Origin of the sequence: uncultured Holdemanella sp., from assembly GCF_958348295.1 — a bacterium.
Lineage (GTDB): Bacteria > Bacillota_I > Bacilli_A > Erysipelotrichales > Erysipelotrichaceae > Holdemanella.
Map to the genome: position 1 here is coordinate 21,938 of NZ_CATVYQ010000002.1, position 16,444 is coordinate 38,381.

19 protein-coding genes and 2 tRNA genes are annotated in these 16,444 nt (G+C 34.4%); 12 read left to right on the forward strand and 9 right to left on the reverse strand.

The genetic code is table 11. The features are described from left to right. The first annotated feature begins 35 nt into the window (after window positions 1–35). From Q3907_RS00580 to cysK, 7 genes are all read left to right on the forward strand, one after another. Window positions 36–1,070, forward strand: a complete 1,035-nt coding sequence (locus Q3907_RS00580; protein ID WP_295646746.1) for a hypothetical protein — start codon at window positions 36–38, stop codon at window positions 1,068–1,070. A 3-nt stretch (window positions 1,071–1,073) separates the two neighbouring features. Next, window positions 1,074–1,775 (forward strand): L-ribulose-5-phosphate 4-epimerase, encoded by a 702-nt coding sequence (locus Q3907_RS00585; RefSeq protein ID WP_301896720.1) that lies wholly within the window; start codon window positions 1,074–1,076, stop codon window positions 1,773–1,775. Next, window positions 1,759–2,607 carry an L-ribulose-5-phosphate 3-epimerase gene (locus tag Q3907_RS00590; RefSeq protein ID WP_301896721.1) on the forward strand — a complete coding sequence of 283 codons (849 nt, stop codon included), beginning with the start codon at window positions 1,759–1,761 and terminating at the stop codon, window positions 2,605–2,607. Before Q3907_RS00585 ends, Q3907_RS00590 begins: the two co-directional genes overlap by 17 nt. A 1-nt stretch (window position 2,608) precedes the next feature. Then, window positions 2,609–3,427 carry a transketolase gene (locus Q3907_RS00595; RefSeq protein WP_301896722.1) on the forward strand — a complete coding sequence of 273 codons (819 nt, stop codon included), beginning with the start codon at window positions 2,609–2,611 and terminating at the stop codon, window positions 3,425–3,427. Next, a complete protein-coding gene (locus Q3907_RS00600; RefSeq protein WP_301896723.1) occupies window positions 3,427–4,353 on the forward strand; it encodes a transketolase family protein in 927 nt (308 codons plus the stop codon). Before Q3907_RS00595 ends, Q3907_RS00600 begins: the two co-directional genes overlap by 1 nt. Continuing rightward, window positions 4,344–5,123 (forward strand): HAD family hydrolase, encoded by a 780-nt coding sequence (locus Q3907_RS00605; protein WP_301896724.1) that lies wholly within the window; start codon window positions 4,344–4,346, stop codon window positions 5,121–5,123. Before Q3907_RS00600 ends, Q3907_RS00605 begins: the two co-directional genes overlap by 10 nt. A 159-nt stretch (window positions 5,124–5,282) precedes the next feature. Beyond that, the gene (gene cysK, locus Q3907_RS00610) at window positions 5,283–6,215 is read left to right on the forward strand and encodes a cysteine synthase A (protein ID WP_301896725.1); all 933 of its coding nucleotides are present in this window, start codon (window positions 5,283–5,285) and stop codon (window positions 6,213–6,215) included. Window positions 6,216–6,231: 16 nt separating this feature from the next. Here cysK and metA read toward each other — a convergent pair whose 3' ends face one another. The 3 genes from metA to Q3907_RS00625 all read right to left on the reverse strand — a co-directional run bounded on the left by metA (window position 6,232) and on the right by Q3907_RS00625 (window position 9,062). Continuing rightward, window positions 6,232–7,212, reverse strand: a complete 981-nt coding sequence (gene metA, locus Q3907_RS00615; protein ID WP_295647362.1) for a homoserine O-succinyltransferase — start codon at window positions 7,210–7,212, stop codon at window positions 6,232–6,234. A 78-nt stretch (window positions 7,213–7,290) separates the two neighbouring features. After that, window positions 7,291–8,568, reverse strand: coding sequence for an O-acetylhomoserine aminocarboxypropyltransferase/cysteine synthase family protein (locus Q3907_RS00620; protein ID WP_295647361.1), 1,278 nt, complete (start codon window positions 8,566–8,568; stop codon window positions 7,291–7,293). Window positions 8,569–8,633: 65 nt separating this feature from the next. Further along, window positions 8,634–9,062, reverse strand: a complete 429-nt coding sequence (locus tag Q3907_RS00625; RefSeq protein WP_295647360.1) for an Rrf2 family transcriptional regulator — start codon at window positions 9,060–9,062, stop codon at window positions 8,634–8,636. Window positions 9,063–9,130: 68 nt separating this feature from the next. On the opposite strand from Q3907_RS00625, the gene Q3907_RS00630 reads away from it, so the two are divergent. Further along, window positions 9,131–9,955, forward strand: coding sequence for an HAD family hydrolase (locus Q3907_RS00630; protein WP_301896728.1), 825 nt, complete (start codon window positions 9,131–9,133; stop codon window positions 9,953–9,955). Here Q3907_RS00630 and Q3907_RS00635 read toward each other — a convergent pair. Next, window positions 9,933–10,454, reverse strand: coding sequence for a DUF308 domain-containing protein (locus Q3907_RS00635; protein ID WP_295645863.1), 522 nt, complete (start codon window positions 10,452–10,454; stop codon window positions 9,933–9,935). The genes Q3907_RS00630 and Q3907_RS00635 overlap by 23 nt on opposite strands. A 63-nt stretch (window positions 10,455–10,517) precedes the next feature. Between Q3907_RS00635 and Q3907_RS00640 the strand changes: the two genes are divergently transcribed. After that, entirely contained in the window at window positions 10,518–11,063 is a 546-nt protein-coding gene (locus tag Q3907_RS00640; RefSeq protein ID WP_301896732.1) for a DJ-1/PfpI family protein, read from the forward strand. Window positions 11,064–11,096: 33 nt separating this feature from the next. Here Q3907_RS00640 and uraA read toward each other — a convergent pair whose 3' ends face one another. Continuing rightward, window positions 11,097–12,350 (reverse strand): uracil permease, encoded by a 1,254-nt coding sequence (gene uraA / locus Q3907_RS00645; RefSeq protein ID WP_301896733.1) that lies wholly within the window; start codon window positions 12,348–12,350, stop codon window positions 11,097–11,099. Between the two features lie 92 nt (window positions 12,351–12,442). Here uraA and Q3907_RS00650 point away from each other — a divergent pair. The 3 genes from Q3907_RS00650 to Q3907_RS00660 all read left to right on the forward strand — a co-directional run bounded on the left by Q3907_RS00650 (window position 12,443) and on the right by Q3907_RS00660 (window position 13,341). Then, window positions 12,443–12,519 (forward strand) — tRNA-Arg (locus Q3907_RS00650). Window positions 12,520–12,531: 12 nt separating this feature from the next. After that, window positions 12,532–13,158 carry an HAD family phosphatase gene (locus Q3907_RS00655; RefSeq protein WP_301896734.1) on the forward strand — a complete coding sequence of 209 codons (627 nt, stop codon included), beginning with the start codon at window positions 12,532–12,534 and terminating at the stop codon, window positions 13,156–13,158. Between the two features lie 106 nt (window positions 13,159–13,264). Further along, a tRNA-Arg gene (locus Q3907_RS00660) sits at window positions 13,265–13,341 on the forward strand. Between the two features lie 254 nt (window positions 13,342–13,595). Here Q3907_RS00660 and Q3907_RS00665 read toward each other — a convergent pair. From Q3907_RS00665 to Q3907_RS00680, 4 genes are read right to left on the reverse strand one after another with little or no spacing between them, the layout of a single operon-like run. Continuing rightward, complete coding sequence (locus Q3907_RS00665) at window positions 13,596–14,948, reverse strand: tyrosine-type recombinase/integrase (RefSeq protein WP_301896735.1); 1,353 nt, start codon at window positions 14,946–14,948, stop codon at window positions 13,596–13,598. Window position 14,949: 1 nt separating this feature from the next. Continuing rightward, window positions 14,950–15,657 (reverse strand): hypothetical protein, encoded by a 708-nt coding sequence (locus Q3907_RS00670; RefSeq protein ID WP_301896736.1) that lies wholly within the window; start codon window positions 15,655–15,657, stop codon window positions 14,950–14,952. After that, window positions 15,584–16,243, reverse strand: coding sequence for a hypothetical protein (locus Q3907_RS00675; RefSeq protein ID WP_301896737.1), 660 nt, complete (start codon window positions 16,241–16,243; stop codon window positions 15,584–15,586). Before Q3907_RS00675 ends, Q3907_RS00670 begins: the two co-directional genes overlap by 74 nt. Before the next feature lie 14 nt (window positions 16,244–16,257). After that, window positions 16,258–16,443, reverse strand: a complete 186-nt coding sequence (locus Q3907_RS00680) for a helix-turn-helix domain-containing protein (protein WP_195233270.1) — start codon at window positions 16,441–16,443, stop codon at window positions 16,258–16,260. Window position 16,444 lies beyond the last annotated feature (1 nt).

Sequence of the window (16,444 nt, forward strand, 5' to 3'; positions counted from 1 at the left end):
TTATACCCAAAAATAGACAAAAAGAGGAGATAATCATGAAAATTGTTAAGAAAAAACTAGATGATATGTACCGTTGCTATTGTGCAAGTAATATTTATTTTGATGGTCAAAACCATATTTTATTGGCTAGTGAAGATCCAGATGTCGCATGTAATATGTACTATGGAAAAGATTATGAAACAAAAGAAAATGTATGGACACATCCAGGTGGATGTATGTCAATCGTTCCAATTCCAGGAAAAGAAAAAGAGTTCCTTTGCGTTCAAGAATTCTATTTAAAGGTTACTCCATCTTTGGCAAAAATCGTATGGGGAAAATACGATAATGGAACATGGCAATTCAAAGATGTTGTGTCTGTGCCTTATGTACATCGTTTTGGAATCTTTAATCAGAATGGCATCAACTATTTGATTTTAGCTACAGTAGCTACTTCTAAAAAAGAAAAGAATGACTGGAGTGTTCCAGGAAGAATTTATGTAGCTGAATTACCGGAAGATCCAAGTACAGGAGTTGAATTAGAAGTATTATGTGATGGATTATATCGTAACCATGGTTTCTGGCAAACAAAAGAAGATGGTAAAGATGTTGGATACTTTGGAAGTGATCAAGGAATCTTACGTGTAAGTGCACCAGAAAAACGTGGTGGACAATGGAAGGTGGAACCAATTTTATCTGGACATATCGGTGAGATTGCCACAATCGATATCGATGGAGATGGCCAGGATGAAATCATGACGATTGAAGAATTCCATGGAAATACTATTCAAATCTATAAGAAAGATGGAAGTGAATATAAGAAAGTATGGCAATACGATAATGAAATTGATTTTGCGCATGCCTTAGTCGGTGCTAAACTTGTAGGACAAAATGCATTTGTATGTGGTGTCAGAAGAAAAGACTGTGAATTATTTGTCGTTACATATGAAGATGGAGAATACAAAGTCACAATGGTCGATAAAGGCGTAGGACCAGCCAACCTATGTGTTGTACATGAGGATAATAGAGACATCATTGTTGGTGCAAACCATACTGCAGCCCAAGCAGCAATCTACTTTGTAACGGAGGACTAAGATATGTTAGAAGAATTGAAACAACGTGTATTAGATGCAAATTTATTATTGCCAAAATATGGCTTAATCACATTCACATGGGGAAATGTATCTGAAATCGATCGAGAAAAAGGAATTGTAGCCATTAAACCAAGTGGTGTTGAATATGATGTAATGACTCGTGATGATATTGTCCTTGTGGATCTAGATGGAAATATTGTAGAAGGAAATTTACGTCCAAGCTCTGATTTAGATACACATTTGGAATTCTATCGTAATTTTCTAAATATTGGAGGTGTTGTTCATACACATTCTACTTGGGCAACAAGTTTTGCGCAGGCAGGAAAAGATATCATTCCATTAGGAACAACGCAGGCTGACTATTTCCATGGAGCAGTTCCATGTACTCGTTTGATGACGGAAGAAGAAATTCATGGAGATTATGAATTGGAAACAGGAAAAGTTATCGTAGAAGAATTTAAGACACGCAATATAGATCCAGACAGAGTTCCTGGTGTATTGGTACATTCACATGGACCTTTCACATGGGGAACAGATGGATTCAATGCGGTTCATAACGCAGTTGTTTTAGAGAAATGTGCAAAAATGAATGCGATCGCATCTTTATTAAGCAACAATGAAATTGATTCCATGCAGCAGGTTCTATTAGATAAACATTTTAATCGTAAACATGGACCGGGAGCTTATTATGGACAAGCTAAATAGAGAATATAGACTAGGTCTATATGAAAAGAGTATGCCAAGTACACTTACTTGGGTAGAAAAATTAACGATTGCCAAGAAGAGTGGATTTGACTATTTGGAAATCAGTATTGATGAGAGTGATGCAAAACTTGCAAGATTGGATCAGCCAACAGATGAAATCAAGGAAGCCATTCAAAAAACGGGTGTTCCAATTTCTTCAATGTGTTTAAGTGGACATCGTAAATATCCACTTGGATCTCATGATAAAGAAATTCAAAAGAAATCATTGGAAATCATGAAGAAAGCCATAGATTTTGCAGCTGATTTAGGTGTTCGTATTATTCAGTTAGCTGGATATGACGTCTATTATGAAGATGGAGATTTATATACGAATCATGATTTTGAAACAAATCTAAAGAAATGTGTGGAAATGACAGCTGAAAAAGGAGTTGTATTAGGTTTTGAAACAATGGAAACACCATTTATGGATACAGTAGAAAAGGCAATGCGCTATGTAAATCTAGTAAGCAGTCCATATCTAGGTGTATATCCAGATATAGGAAACTTAAAAAACGCATCCTTATTGTATGGTGTAGATGTGGATGAAGATTTAATGTGTGGAAAAGGACACATTTTTGCGAGTCATTTAAAAGAAACTGTACCAGGAAAATATCGTGAGATTCCATTTGGGACAGGGCATACGGAATTTGTAAAGAATATTAAGACATTGAAACGACTTGGAGTGCGTATGTTTGTCGGAGAATTCTGGTATGTGAATAATGAAGATTGGGAAGATGTTGTAAAGAATGCAGGTGTGTTCTTAAGAGATAAGTTAGATAAGGGATTTGAGTAAGATGGAAATAAAAGAATTAGAACTTCATGCGAATCGTATTCGTAAAAATATATTAACCGAAGTACATAGTGCTAACTCAGGACATCCAGGAGGATCTTTGAGTGGTGCAGATATTTTAACAGAAATCTATTTTGAACAGATGGATATCAATAAAGATAATGTTGATTCAATTGATCGTGATCGTTTTGTGTTAAGTAAAGGGCATGCGAGTCCATTATTGTATGGAACATTAAAAGAAAAGGGTTTGTTAGATGATGATTTAACTACATTTAGAAAGATCAATTCAAATTTACAAGGACATCCCAACATGAATGAAGTTACAGGTGTAGACATGTCTACAGGATCTTTAGGACAAGGTATTTCTTGTGCCGTAGGTATGGCTATTGTCAATAAGCAAGTCGATAAGAATACACATCGAATTTATTGCTTATTAGGTGATGGGGAATGTGAAGAAGGACAAGTATGGGAAGCTTGCATGGCAGCAGCTCACTATAAATTGGATAACTTATGTGCCGTTTTAGACTACAATCATTTACAGATTGATGGAAATATTGATGATGTGATTTCACCAGAGCCATTCGCAAGTAAATTTGAATCTTTTGGATGGAACGTATTGGATGTGAATGGACATGATTTTGATGAATTAAGAAATGCATTCAATCAAGCTAAGAATGAAAAGGGAAAACCAACAATGATCATTGCCCATACAATCAAAGGTAAGGGTGTATCCTTTATGGAAAATAACTATGTATGGCATGGTACGGCTCCAAATGATGAACAATATGAAACGGCAATGAAAGAGTTAGGAGGTCTTGAATAATGGCAAAAGAAGCAACACGTAATGCCTACGGAAAGGCTTTGGCAGAATTAGTTGTAGAAAGAGATGATGTATTAGTATTAGATGCGGATCTTACAAAATCGACAAAGACAATCGATGCCAAAAAGGCAAGACCGGAACATCATTTCAACATGGGAATTGCCGAAGGAAATATGATGGCAGTCGCTGCAGGCATGGCTGCATCAAATAAAGTGGTTTACGCATCAAGTTTTGCGATGTTTGCGGCAGGCCGAGCTTTTGAGCAGATTCGTAATAGTATTTGTTATCCTAACTTGAATGTAAAAGTATGTGCTACACATGCCGGTATCAGTGTTGGAGAAGATGGTGCAAGTCATCAATGTATTGAAGATATTGCACTTATGAGAAGTATTCCAAATATGAAAGTATTTGTACCATGTGATCAATATCAGGCAAAGGCTATTGTAAAGGCAGTAGCTGATATAGATGGACCTTGTTATGTAAGACTGGGTCGTGGTGCAGTGGAAGATGTATATGATGAAAATTATAAGTTTGAATTGGGTAAAGGAAAAGTTTTAAGAGAAGGTCATAAAATCGCATTGGTTGCGACAGGAATGATGGTGCAAGAGGCATTGAAAGCCACTAAAATTTTAGCTAAAGAAGATATTTCTGTTACAGTTGTAGATATGCCTTGTATCAAGCCAATCGATGAAGAGTTGATTGAAGAAATCGCAAAATCTTATGAATTGATCATTACTTGCGAAGAACATAATGTATATGGAGGATTAGGAAGTGCAGTGAGTGAAGTAACTTCTAAGAAGAGTCCAGTGCGTATGGAAATGATGGGCATGCAGGATACTTTTGGAGAGAGTGGAACCCCAAATGAACTACTAGCTAAATATGGTTTGAATGCGGATCATATTGTTGAAAAGGTAAAGGAATGTCTTTAAAAAATATTAAATTGATTGTTGCTGATTTAGATGGCACGCTTTTGCATGATGATAAAAGTTTAGATCAAAATATTAAAAGTGTTCTGATTGAAAAGAATGTTCCACTTACTTTTGTATCGGGTCGAAATGTGCATATTATTCAGGATTATATAAAAGAATTAAATATTACTTTACCTTATATTACGAATAATGGAGCAAACATGTTTTTGGGTGATACATGTATTTATGAATGTCCAATTGATTCTAGTGAATTAAAGACTTGTTTAAATATATTAGTCGCAAACAAAGTTGCGTTCCTGGCTTATACGAATCAGACAATCTATTCAGTTGGATCTCAAGATGGGTTAGATGAATTTAAGAAACGATTGATTGGTAAATGCAAAATTGTTGAAGATGCCAATATTGCAGATATTGTTAGGGAATCAATATTTAAGGTTGTGATGATTCATCCAAATATGGAAAAGATAAAAAATCAATTAAATTCTGTTTGTGACAAAACATTATGTATGCAATCGGAAGGTATTATTTATACTTTAACAAATAAGGATTCGACGAAGGGTAAAACCTTGTTAAAGCTTTTAAAATATCTTGATATGGAGCCAAGTTCTGTATTAGCTTTTGGTGATAACTATAATGACATTTCTATGTTTGAAGTTGTCGAAGGGGTTGCGGTAGAGAATGCGCAGGATCGTTTAAAAGAAGTCGCAAAGTATTTAACAAAATCAAATGAAGATGATGGAGTTTCTTATTTCATTCAAAAGAATTTGTGATAGATAAATTTCTATCACTTTTTTATTGACTTTGGAAAAACAAACTCCTATAATGCCTATAAAGTTACTAGGAATAGTAAGCGGAGGCACTGATTATGAAACGATGTTGTAGCTCTTTAAATGAATAATATTGAATTTGTTTAATAGGAGGAAAAGAAAATGACAGTATATAAAGCAATTTCAGATTTAATTGGAAATACGCCATTAGTAGAATTAACACATATTGAAGAAAAAGAAAGTTTAGAAGCTAGCGTTGTTGCAAAAGTAGAATTCTTTAATCCAGCTGGAAGTGTAAAGGATCGTATCGCAAAGAAAATGATTGAAGATGCTGAGAAAAAAGGGTTGATTAAGCCAGGAGCTACATTGATTGAGCCAACAAGTGGAAATACGGGTATTGGTATTGCGTCTGTTGCAGCAGCTAAGGGATATAAGGCTATTATGACAATGCCTGAAACAATGAGTGTAGAGCGTCGTAATTTATTGAAGGCTTATGGTGCAAAAGTTGTTTTAACAGATGGAAAGGCTGGTATGAAAGGGGCTATCGCAAAAGCACAGGAATTGGCTGCAGCTACACCTAACAGCTTTATTCCAAGTCAATTTGAAAACCCATCTAATCCTCAGGCTCATTATGAATCAACTGGTCCAGAAATTTGGAAGGATACAGAAGGAAAAGTTGATATTTTTGTTGCCGGTGTTGGAACAGGTGGTACTGTAAGTGGTACAGGTAAATATTTGAAGGATCAAAATCCAAATGTAAAAGTGGTTGCGGTTGAACCTGCAACAAGTCCAGTATTATCCCAAGGTCATGCAGGTCCTCATGGTATTCAAGGTATTGGTGCTGGTTTTGTTCCGAAAACATTGGATACAAGTGTATATGATGAAGTCTTTACAGTCACAAATGAACAGGCTTATGAAACAGGTCGTTTAATTGCACATAATGAAGGTATGCTAGTGGGTATTTCAAGTGGTGCTGCTACATATGCGGCTATTCAGATCGCAAAACGTCCCGAAAATAAGGGTAAGACAATCGTCGTATTATTACCAGATACAGGTGAGCGTTATTTATCCACTCCAATGTTTGCAGAACAATAAAAAACGAAGTAAAAAATTACTTCGTAAATGTCTTGGCATAGCCATGATCTTCTCTAGAACCCGTACCAATGGGTTCTTTTATTTTTCCAATTTCTTCAATTTCAAATGGTGTTAATTGATATACATAGTTTAGCCAGTTTCGATATAGAAGATTTGCATGGCTTCTCCATTTTAAGATAGGTTCTTTTTCTGGATCATCATCGGGAAAATAATTGAATGGAATATGGATGGGTTTATTGGCTTTTAAATCTCTGAAATATTCATCTTTTAATGTTTCTTTTCCATATTCTAAATGACCTAAAATAAATATTTGACGATAGTCTTTTGTGACAATGATATTTGAACCAATTTCATCATTTTTAGATAGAATAGATAAGCATTTTACTTTTTTAACTGCTTCTTCATCAATAGCGGTATGTCTTGAATGCGGTGTATAGTGGATTTCATCGAAGCCATTGGTTAAAAAGTCATATTCATCGACTAATTGTTCTGGAAAGATGCCAAATACTTTTTCTGGCAAGATATGTTTTTGAATTCCATAATGATAATACAGTCCAGCTTGGGCTCCCCAACAAATATGTAGTGTGGAATATACATGAGTTTTAGACCATTCCATGATTTCTTCAAGTTCACTCCAATAATCCACATCTTCATATTCTAGATGTTCTACTGGAGCACCTGTAATGATCATTCCATCGTAATAATTATTTTTTAATTTTTCAAAATATGTATAGAATTTAACTAAATGATCCTGACTGGTATTTTTAGAAACATGGTTTTTTACCATCATAAAATCAATATCAACTTGTAGTGCACTTTTAGAAATTAATCGTAAGATTTGGGTTTCTGTTTCTATTTTTTTAGGCATTAGATTTAGAATCACGATCTTTAATGGTCGAATTCTTTGTCTATGTGCACTTTTATCTTCAATCGCAAAGATTTTTTCACTTTCTAATATGTCTTTTGCGGGCAAATCATCGGGTATGTTGATTGGCATATATGAACAACTCCTTTTTTGTATATCTACTATTATACGCGAAAAAAAACAGAATGGAAATTTCCATTCTGTAAAAGGCTAAGCTTTCATGGCATCTAGTGCTTGTTGTAAATCGTCGATGATGTCTTGTGCATCTTCAAGACCTACAGAGAAACGAATTAAGTCTGGAGCCACACCAGCTTCTTTTAATTGTTCTTCACTCATTTGACGGTGCGTATGACTTGCTGGGTGTAATAGACAAGTTTTTGCGTCGGCAACATGGGTTACGATCGAAGCTAATTTTAGGCTGTCCATAAATTTTTCAGTTTGATCACGATCGGCTTTTAATCCAAATGACAATACACCACAAGTTCCATTCGGACAATATTTTTTAGCTAGTTCATGATGAGGGTCACTTTCAAGATCTGCATATTTTACCCATGCAACATCTTCATTGGCTTCTAAGTATTTAGCTACAGCTAATGCATTTGCACAATGTGCCTTCATACGAACAGCTAATGATTCTAGTCCTAAGTTTAGATAATATGCATTTTGAGGTGCTTGGATTGATCCTAAATCACGCATCAATTGACTTGTAGCTTTTGTGATATAAGCTAATTCACCAAATTTTTCAGCATAGACAATACCATGGTAGGATTCATCTGGTGTAGTTAGTCCTGGATATTTATCGGCGTGTTCTAACCAGTTGAAATTACCGCTATCTACAATGGCCCCACCTACACAAGATGCATGTCCATCCATGTATTTTGTGGTAGAGTGAGTAACGATATCAGCTCCCCATTGGATTGGTTGACACATAATTGGTGTAGCAAATGTGTTATCGATAATTAATGGCACTCCATTCGCATGTGCAACTTTCGCAAATTTTTCAATATCAAAAATACGTACAGTTGGGTTTGTGATTGTTTCTCCAAAGACACATTTTGTGTTTGGCTTGAATTCTTTTTGGAGATCTTCTTCACTGATTTCTGGGTCAACAAATGTACAATCAATACCCATTTTCTTCATTGTTACACCAAATAGGTTGTATGTTCCACCATAGATGGCACTAGAAGCAATTAAGTGATCTCCTGCTTCACAGATATTGAATACCGCAAAGAAGTTTGCAGCTTGTCCACTTGATGTAAGCATTGCAGCAATACCACCTTCTAATGCAGCAATCTTACTTGCGACAATATCATTTGTTGGGTTTTGAAGTCGTGAATAGAAATATCCACTGTCTTCTAAGTCGAATAATCTTCCCATTTGAAGACTTGAATCGTATTTAAAAGTTGTACTTTGATAAATTGGAACTTCTCTTGGCTCACCATTTTTTGGCTCATAGCCAGCATGTAAACATTTTGTTTCAGTTTTCATAATAAATTAACCTCATTTCCTATCCATTATTGTAATATTATCTTTAAAAAAAGTAAAAGAAAAGCTTAGATTATATAATCAAAGCTTTGTTCGTGAATTAAAATGTCTTGGAGTGTGATTCCTTTTAAATAGGTTTCAATCACTTGATTTAATCCTTCATAAATATAAAGTGTTGCACAATCTTCTTTTCTCGGACATGTATTTACATCCGAATCTAGGCAGGCAACACAGGATAAATTTCCTTCAGTTGCGACTAATACATCATATACACAGATTTGGTCTGGACTTTTAGAAAGTTTGTATCCACCTTGAAAACCACGGTTGGATTGAACCATTTGGCTCTTGGTAAGAATGGGTACGATTTGTTCCAAATATTTTTTGGAGATATTTTGTCTTGCGGCAATGTCTTTTAGTGTTATAAAACCTGAATCATTATGTTGAGCTAAATCTATAAGTAAGCGAAGGGCATAGCGTCCTTTAGTTGATATTTTCATTTTTATTCCCCTTTTCTTTCTATTATAATAATATATATTTAGTAGGTTTTCTAGCAAAGAGGTAAAAAATGGTTAAAATTATTGCTTTTGATTTAGATGGAACTTTGTATGATAAGCATAAACATATCGATGAAGATACAATTCATAAAATAATTGAATTTGAACAAAAGGGTATTGTAGTTGGAATCGTGACTGGAAGATTTTATGAAGAGTTGGGTGAAGCAATTAAAATATTGAAATTACGAGAATACAATGGTTTTGTGGCAAGTTCTAACGGTTTAGAAATACATGATTTTTTAGATGGAGAGAAAAAGTGTTTTACACGACTTTCAAAAGATGAAGTAAAAGAATTGGTAGAAGAAGCAAAGAAACATCATATGATTAGTTATGTTTGGCAAAATGGTGGATATACGATGTTTGGTGTTTCTGTTATGAATATTATTAAGAAAATATTTTCAATTATTCCTTTGGATTCACATTATATAAAATCATTACAAAAAGCAAAATTTGAAAAGGATGTTGTATTAAATGAAGCATTGTATGATAAGGTTTGTTTTGCGGGGATTACAATCCCAAAATTTAAAACATCAGTTTTAAAACACCATCCACAATATCGGTTTTATGATGTGGGGAAACTTGGAACCGAATTATGTAAAAGGGATGTAGGTAAGCTTGAAGCCATTCGATATATATGTAGGAAGAAGGGTGTATCAATTTCTAATGTAATGGCATTTGGAGATAATGGAAATGATGTGGAATTACTTGCATCTTGTGGATATGGTGTTGCGATGAAAAATGGGAGTGCACAGGCAAAAAAAGTCGCTAAGTATATTAGCGACTATACAAATAATGAAAAGGGCGTACTTCGTTTTATGAATTCGTTTTTTGAATGAAATATTGATCTAAAAAGATTAGGATTCCATTTAAGACTAAGAAGGATCCGGTTAAAGAGAAAATAAAGTCTAAGGATTGAATGGGTTTCATAAGTAATACAACACCAATGACTAGAATGAATATAGCTCCTGCAAGATTGACTTTCCACTTTTCAAATCCATTGTCTTTTAAGAGTAATACTTTTTGAAAATGGGATAGCGAATTGATAATCAATACGATTCCGACAAGCATAGGTAAAATACTGATAAATTTCTTAGGATCAAAACTCATATACAGGCCTGCAGATAATAGGAATAGACTTAATATAAGTGTTGTGAATGTTGTACTATTTCTTTTTTTGAAATATGTATAAAGAAATAGAATCGCGATGATTAAAAAGATCAATCCAATAACACGTGTAATTGTTGTTAATATGGATACGTTAAATATGCATAAGACTAAGCCAGACAGGACACATAGAATGGCAGATGATATAGCTTCTGTTTTTGTTTCTTTCATATAATCACAACCTTTCACAATTATTATAGTCTGTTGTATACTAAATCTAAAGAGGTGACGAACATGAAAGTAGCAGTGTTATTAGAAAATGGATTTGAAGAATTAGAAGCGATGGGTCCAATTGCCCTACTTAGACGCGGTGGACTTGATGTGGATATGATTGGTGTCAACAATGAAAAACAGGTTACGGGTCGTTTTGGTGTAACTTATTCAAGTGTATATCCAATGAATACATATGACTTTAGTGATGTGGATTGTTTAGTTTTACCTGGTGGTCCACATTATCAAAAGCTAGAAAAAAATGAAGAAGTATTAAAATTAGCTCATGAATTTGCCGAAAATAAAGTATTGGCAGCTATTTGTGCTTCTCCAACGATTTTAGGTCATGAAGGTATCTTAAAAGGTAAGAAATATACTTGTTTTAAAGATATGGATGAAGATTTTGGTGGTGAATACCAATATGAATATGCCGTTACAGACGGAAACATCATTACGGGTGTAAGTGCGGCAGCAAGTATTGAGTTTGCGTTTGCGATTCTAGAAAAGCTTTGCGGTAAAGAGCATACAGAAAAAGTAAAAGCATCGATTTATTATGATGCAAGACATTAAAAAAATTGTCATCTTGGGATGACAATTTTTAGTTTACGCTTCTTCATTTAATAAATGGAATTTTTCAAAAATATAGAATAGTAAAGACATGATCATTCCTGTGATACAAGCAAGTACCATTCCTGATAAGGAAATATTTCCTAAGTGAATTGTTACTCCACTTAATCCAACAACGAATACAACGGATGTTAAGATCATGTTTACGCTTTTTCCATAATCGACTTTTTGGTCGACTAGAATTCTTAATCCACTGGTACCAATCATACCATATAGTAAGAAGCTAATTCCACCGATAACTGGATTTGGGATTGTTTGAATCAATGCGGATAATGGACCAATGAATGAACAGATGATGGATAGGATGGCAGCTCCGGCAATAACTTGTACGCTATATACGCCAGTAATCGCCATAACTCCAATGTTTTCTCCGTAAGTTGTAGTTGGAACAGATCCAATTAAACCTGAAATCATTGTTGAAAAGTTATCTGCGAATAAAGAGCGGTGTAGTCCTGGATCTTCAATTAAGTTTCTTCCTACAACTTCACCTGTAACGATTTGGTGACCAATGTGTTCCGATGCGATAACTAATAATACGGGAAGCATCATTAGAATGGCATCCATACTGAATTTTGGTGCTTGAAAGTTTGGAATTGAGATAAAGCTTGCCTGAAGGACTGGAGTAAAGTCAACAATACCTACGGCAACAGCAGTTAAATATCCTGCAACTACGGCAATTAAGATTGGAATGACGCTTAAGAATTTTTTGAAGCATACACTTCCAATAACGGCCATACCAAGTGTAACCGCAAAAACAATCACGTTTTTAGGGTCAATGTTATCTCCTAGAATTCCAGCTGTATTTGCAGCCGATGAAGATAATTCTAGACCAATTAATGCAACAACAGGTCCCATTGCAGCAGATGGAAGTACGATATCAATCCATTTTGTTCCAAATTTCTTGATGATCATTGCCAATAAACATCCGCAAAAACCTACCGCAACAAATCCACCACATGCGTATGGATATCCAAATTTTGCGATAATGATATTTGCGGGAGCAATGAAGGCGAAGCTACTTCCTAAATAGGCTGGTGCTTTTCCTTTTGTGATAAAAATAAACAACAATGTTCCGATACCATTCATGAATAGTACGATAGCTGGGTTAATACCGAATAAGAATGGTACTAATACACTGGCTCCAAACATTGCGAACATGTGTTGAATACTTAATGGTATCAGCAGATTTGCGGGTACTTTTTCTTCAACTTGAATAATTCGTTTTGCCATGAAAAATTTTTCTCCTCCTAAAATATACCTTAACTTTTATACCACATTTTAATGGATTATGAAACTAATTTAGGCTATAATTATCGAGTAGTGCGCCTGTAGCTCAACTGGATAGAGTATCAGATTCCGATTCTGGCGGTTGCAGGTTCGAGCCCTGTCAGGCGCACCATTTAGGTGAAATATGGAAACAATACTTTTTGATTTAGATGATACATTAATTGAATCGATGCACGTATGGGAAGATGCCATCATTCGTTTATTTAAAAAGATGGATTTGTATATGAGTATGGAAGAGGCTCGTCAAATCTTTTTTACAATGAAATTTTCGGAAGTTTTAACATACATTAAAGAAAGATTTCATACTAAACAAGATGAGGCTTGGATGTTCAATGAAGTAAATGAAGATATCTTGAATCAATATGCGTATCATATTGAGGCAAAGAAGGGTGCTTTGGATTATATAAAGAAGTGTGCTTCAGAAAATAAAAAGATGGCTGTATTGACATCAAACACAAGAGCATTATCTGAAAAAGTATTAGATCGACTTGGTATGTTGGAATATATGGAGAATGTATATTCAGCAGATGAATTGAAGATGTCAAAAAGAGAAGTGGATATTTATGAGTATGTATTGAAAGATTTAAATACAACTGCAGAAAGTGCGATTGTATTTGAGGATTCGATGTATGCGATCAATACAGCTCGATCATTAAATATTGAGTGTATTGGTTTAGTAAATCCAAACAATCAAAAGGCGTTTGAAAAAAACCATGTAAAAACAATCGTTGATTTTACAGAATTGTGTTAAAATCATGATATGTCCCAGTAGCTCAGTTGGATAGAGCATTCGCCTCCTAAACAGGAGGTCAAATTCCTAAGCAAGAGGTAGAAGTTGTGGTATTATAAGCATAGATATTTCGGTAGCTCAGCTGGATAGAGCGTCCGCCTCCTAAGCGGAAGGTCGTGGGTCCGAATCCCATCCGGAATACCATTTTAGCCTTTATTTAAGCGGTTTTTCCGCTTTTTTTGTTTTTTAATACACCTTTTCATCACTGTTAAAATTTACGTTTCAAACAGAAAAACAATTAAGTTATAAAGGTGTTCGGATGACCTATCTTTATCCGAACTTTTTTGTGCTATTTTTGGGGCCATCTAATGGATTTCTAATGATCATCTAACGGTATCGAATAGAACCCTACGACACAGGACGTATCAAACGATACGTCACGTGCTAATAAACATCATTTAATCACCGCTCAAAGTGGCTATTAGAAGCTGCAATAAATCAGGATCTTGCTTAATTTTTTCCAGTACTTTATCTATGTCGACTTTCTTATTTGCCTGTGGGACATCAACATAGTTTTCCATATGTTGTTTATAAAAACTGTCCTCAAATTTTTGTGCATTCACTCTTCGGTCTTCATCTAAGATGTGACTATATAGATCCATGACCATATCTGCTTGAGAATGCCCAGTATCTCCTTGGGTTGCTTTTATATCGCCATTGTTTAATTTCAATTTATAGGTTGTACTAGTATGGCGCAAAGAATGAAAGACAACGTGGGGAAGTCCAGATTCTTCTTCTAATTTGGATAGGCCTTTACGAATAATACTTCCATCACACGGAATCCCATTTGGCTGACATATTACAAGATTATAATCATGATAAGCATCTCCATAGGCTTCCTTATACTTACTTTGATCCTCTTTCCATTGCTTCAAAAAAGAAGCTAATGTGTTTGGGAGCCATATTTTTCGAACACTACTATCTGTTTTAGGAGTTTTTAATATCAGTCTTGTCGCATTTTTCCTTTTTTCAAATTGAGGAAAGATGAATAGTACATCTTTGTTGTTCAATTTTTCAATGGCATCCATACGGGCGCGTTCTAATTGTTGTTTTATATAAATGTGTGTATCACCACACGCAAAATCATCTTCACTGATATGCACATTATCCCAAGTCAGACCGAGCACTTCACCAATTCTTAAAGAACAGGCAAATGCGAGTTGGATGGCAATCGATAGTTTTGGATCTTCGCAAACTTCAAGTGCTTTGGCAATTTGATTTGCTGTCCATATTTCACGCTTTTCATAATCATGCTTGGGCGTATCTACTTTTAAAAATGGATTATTGGAAATGTATTCCCATTTTACGGCTACATTAAATGTGCATCGTAAAACTCTATGAACTTCTGTGACAACACGAGTGGATACTTTTCCTGTCTTCTTTGTGTTTTCACTTTCTTTTAGATTTGCATAATATTGCTCAATGGTTATCGGACGAATTTCATCCAGTTTATAATGCCCTAAATATGGAGAAATATATGTTGTAAATAAGGCCGTATTCTTTTCCATAGTAGATATTGACCATTTATTGCATCCATATAGATCCACGTATGTTGGCCAGAATTCATTTAAAGTCGTAGTACTTGGTGCAATAAAAGTTCGATTGGCTTGTTGTAATTCAACTTCTGCCTTACGTTTTCTAGCTTCCCGTAATGTTCTAAAGGATTCCCATTTTTGTTTTTGCTTTCCATATTTATCCGTATAATAATAAACTACATTGTATTTATCCTTTCGTTTTTGTATGGATGCCATTTTATTCACCACTTTCAATTTCTAATAGTTTCATCAATAATTTCTTACGTATATTTTTATCTTCACTAAGTTGTTTTACTAAATCCACAGCATCTTTTTTATCCTTATCAGGCAATTCTTTTTTCATGGATTTCGTAAATTCTTTGTTTATTTTTACAGCTTTTTCTTTTGCGGTTAATCCAATCTGGTTGAAAGAAATGTCATTATGTTCATAATAATAAATGTCGCGATAATGTCGTCCATCTGGAGAAGTTTTACTAGAAAAAAATTTTAATCCTGCTAAAGTGTGTCTAGGTAGTTTTAGATTTAATGTAGTTTGATCTAGATGTTTAAGTACGAGACGATCATCATATGGATTAATTCCATAAGTAGTAAACATTAATGAATTAGGATTTATATCAAAATGATAGATTTCTTTCGATCTCTTTTTCCAATTTTGTAATAATTCATATAAGGCACATGGAATAGAGTAGATATTTTCTTTATCTACATAATGATGAACAACTTGTGTTTTTAATTTTATTTTCTTATCATGAACATATTTTTGGATAACATAATCTTTAGGAAGAAATTGCAATTCTTTTTCATACATGCGCTCCATTACTTTATTTGTTCGAATATAGTATTTATCTTTTTCATGATAAAAATCGCTCCAAACTAGACCAAGAACATCTGTTACATTCATTCCGGTTGCAAATACGATCTGCATAATAACGTAAAGCTTTTTCTTCTTTGCATGCATCAAAAATTTGAATCATCGTTTCATATGTCCAATCTGCGTATTTCTTTGGCCTCTTTTTAAAATTATGTGGATCAGAAATGTGTATTTCATTGAATGGATTTTCATCCATGATTCCCATCTTAATTGCATGATCGCAAGTACTGATAAGTAGTAACTTGCAAGCACGGATTGTTTTAACAGATAATGCACTATTTCTTCCTACGCTTTTTGTAGCACATAGTTGGTTAATAATAGAATTTGCAAAAGTTGAGTCAATTTCTTTAACTTTTGTTGTTTCTACCAGGCTACGAAGATACACATCATAGTTTTTTTGAGCTTCGTGATATTTTTTTAAATGATCTCTGAAATACGGATCAGCAAGCCAGTCTTCCATGACATCTACAAACAAACTTTCTGGTGAAAACATACAAACTTCACCATCCAATAATTCTTTTCGTTTAGCTGCATCTTCATAATTATCGAATATTTCTTTGATTGACTTTATTTCCTTTGTAGGTGTGACTACTTCGTAAGTAATTTGATATTTCTTTCCCAATTTTAAAATTACAGCCATCCCTCATTCCTCCTTTATTGTTGACTGTCAAACCATTGATCAAAGGATTCCTTGTTAATACGAAGTAATTTACCAACACGAATCACTTTAAATAAGCCTTTTCTTGTTAAGTCATAGGCTGCTGTTCTTCCAATACCAAGTATTTCCATGATTTCAGCAACGGTATACGTCTTCTTTTCGCATATAACAGGTTGTTTCATC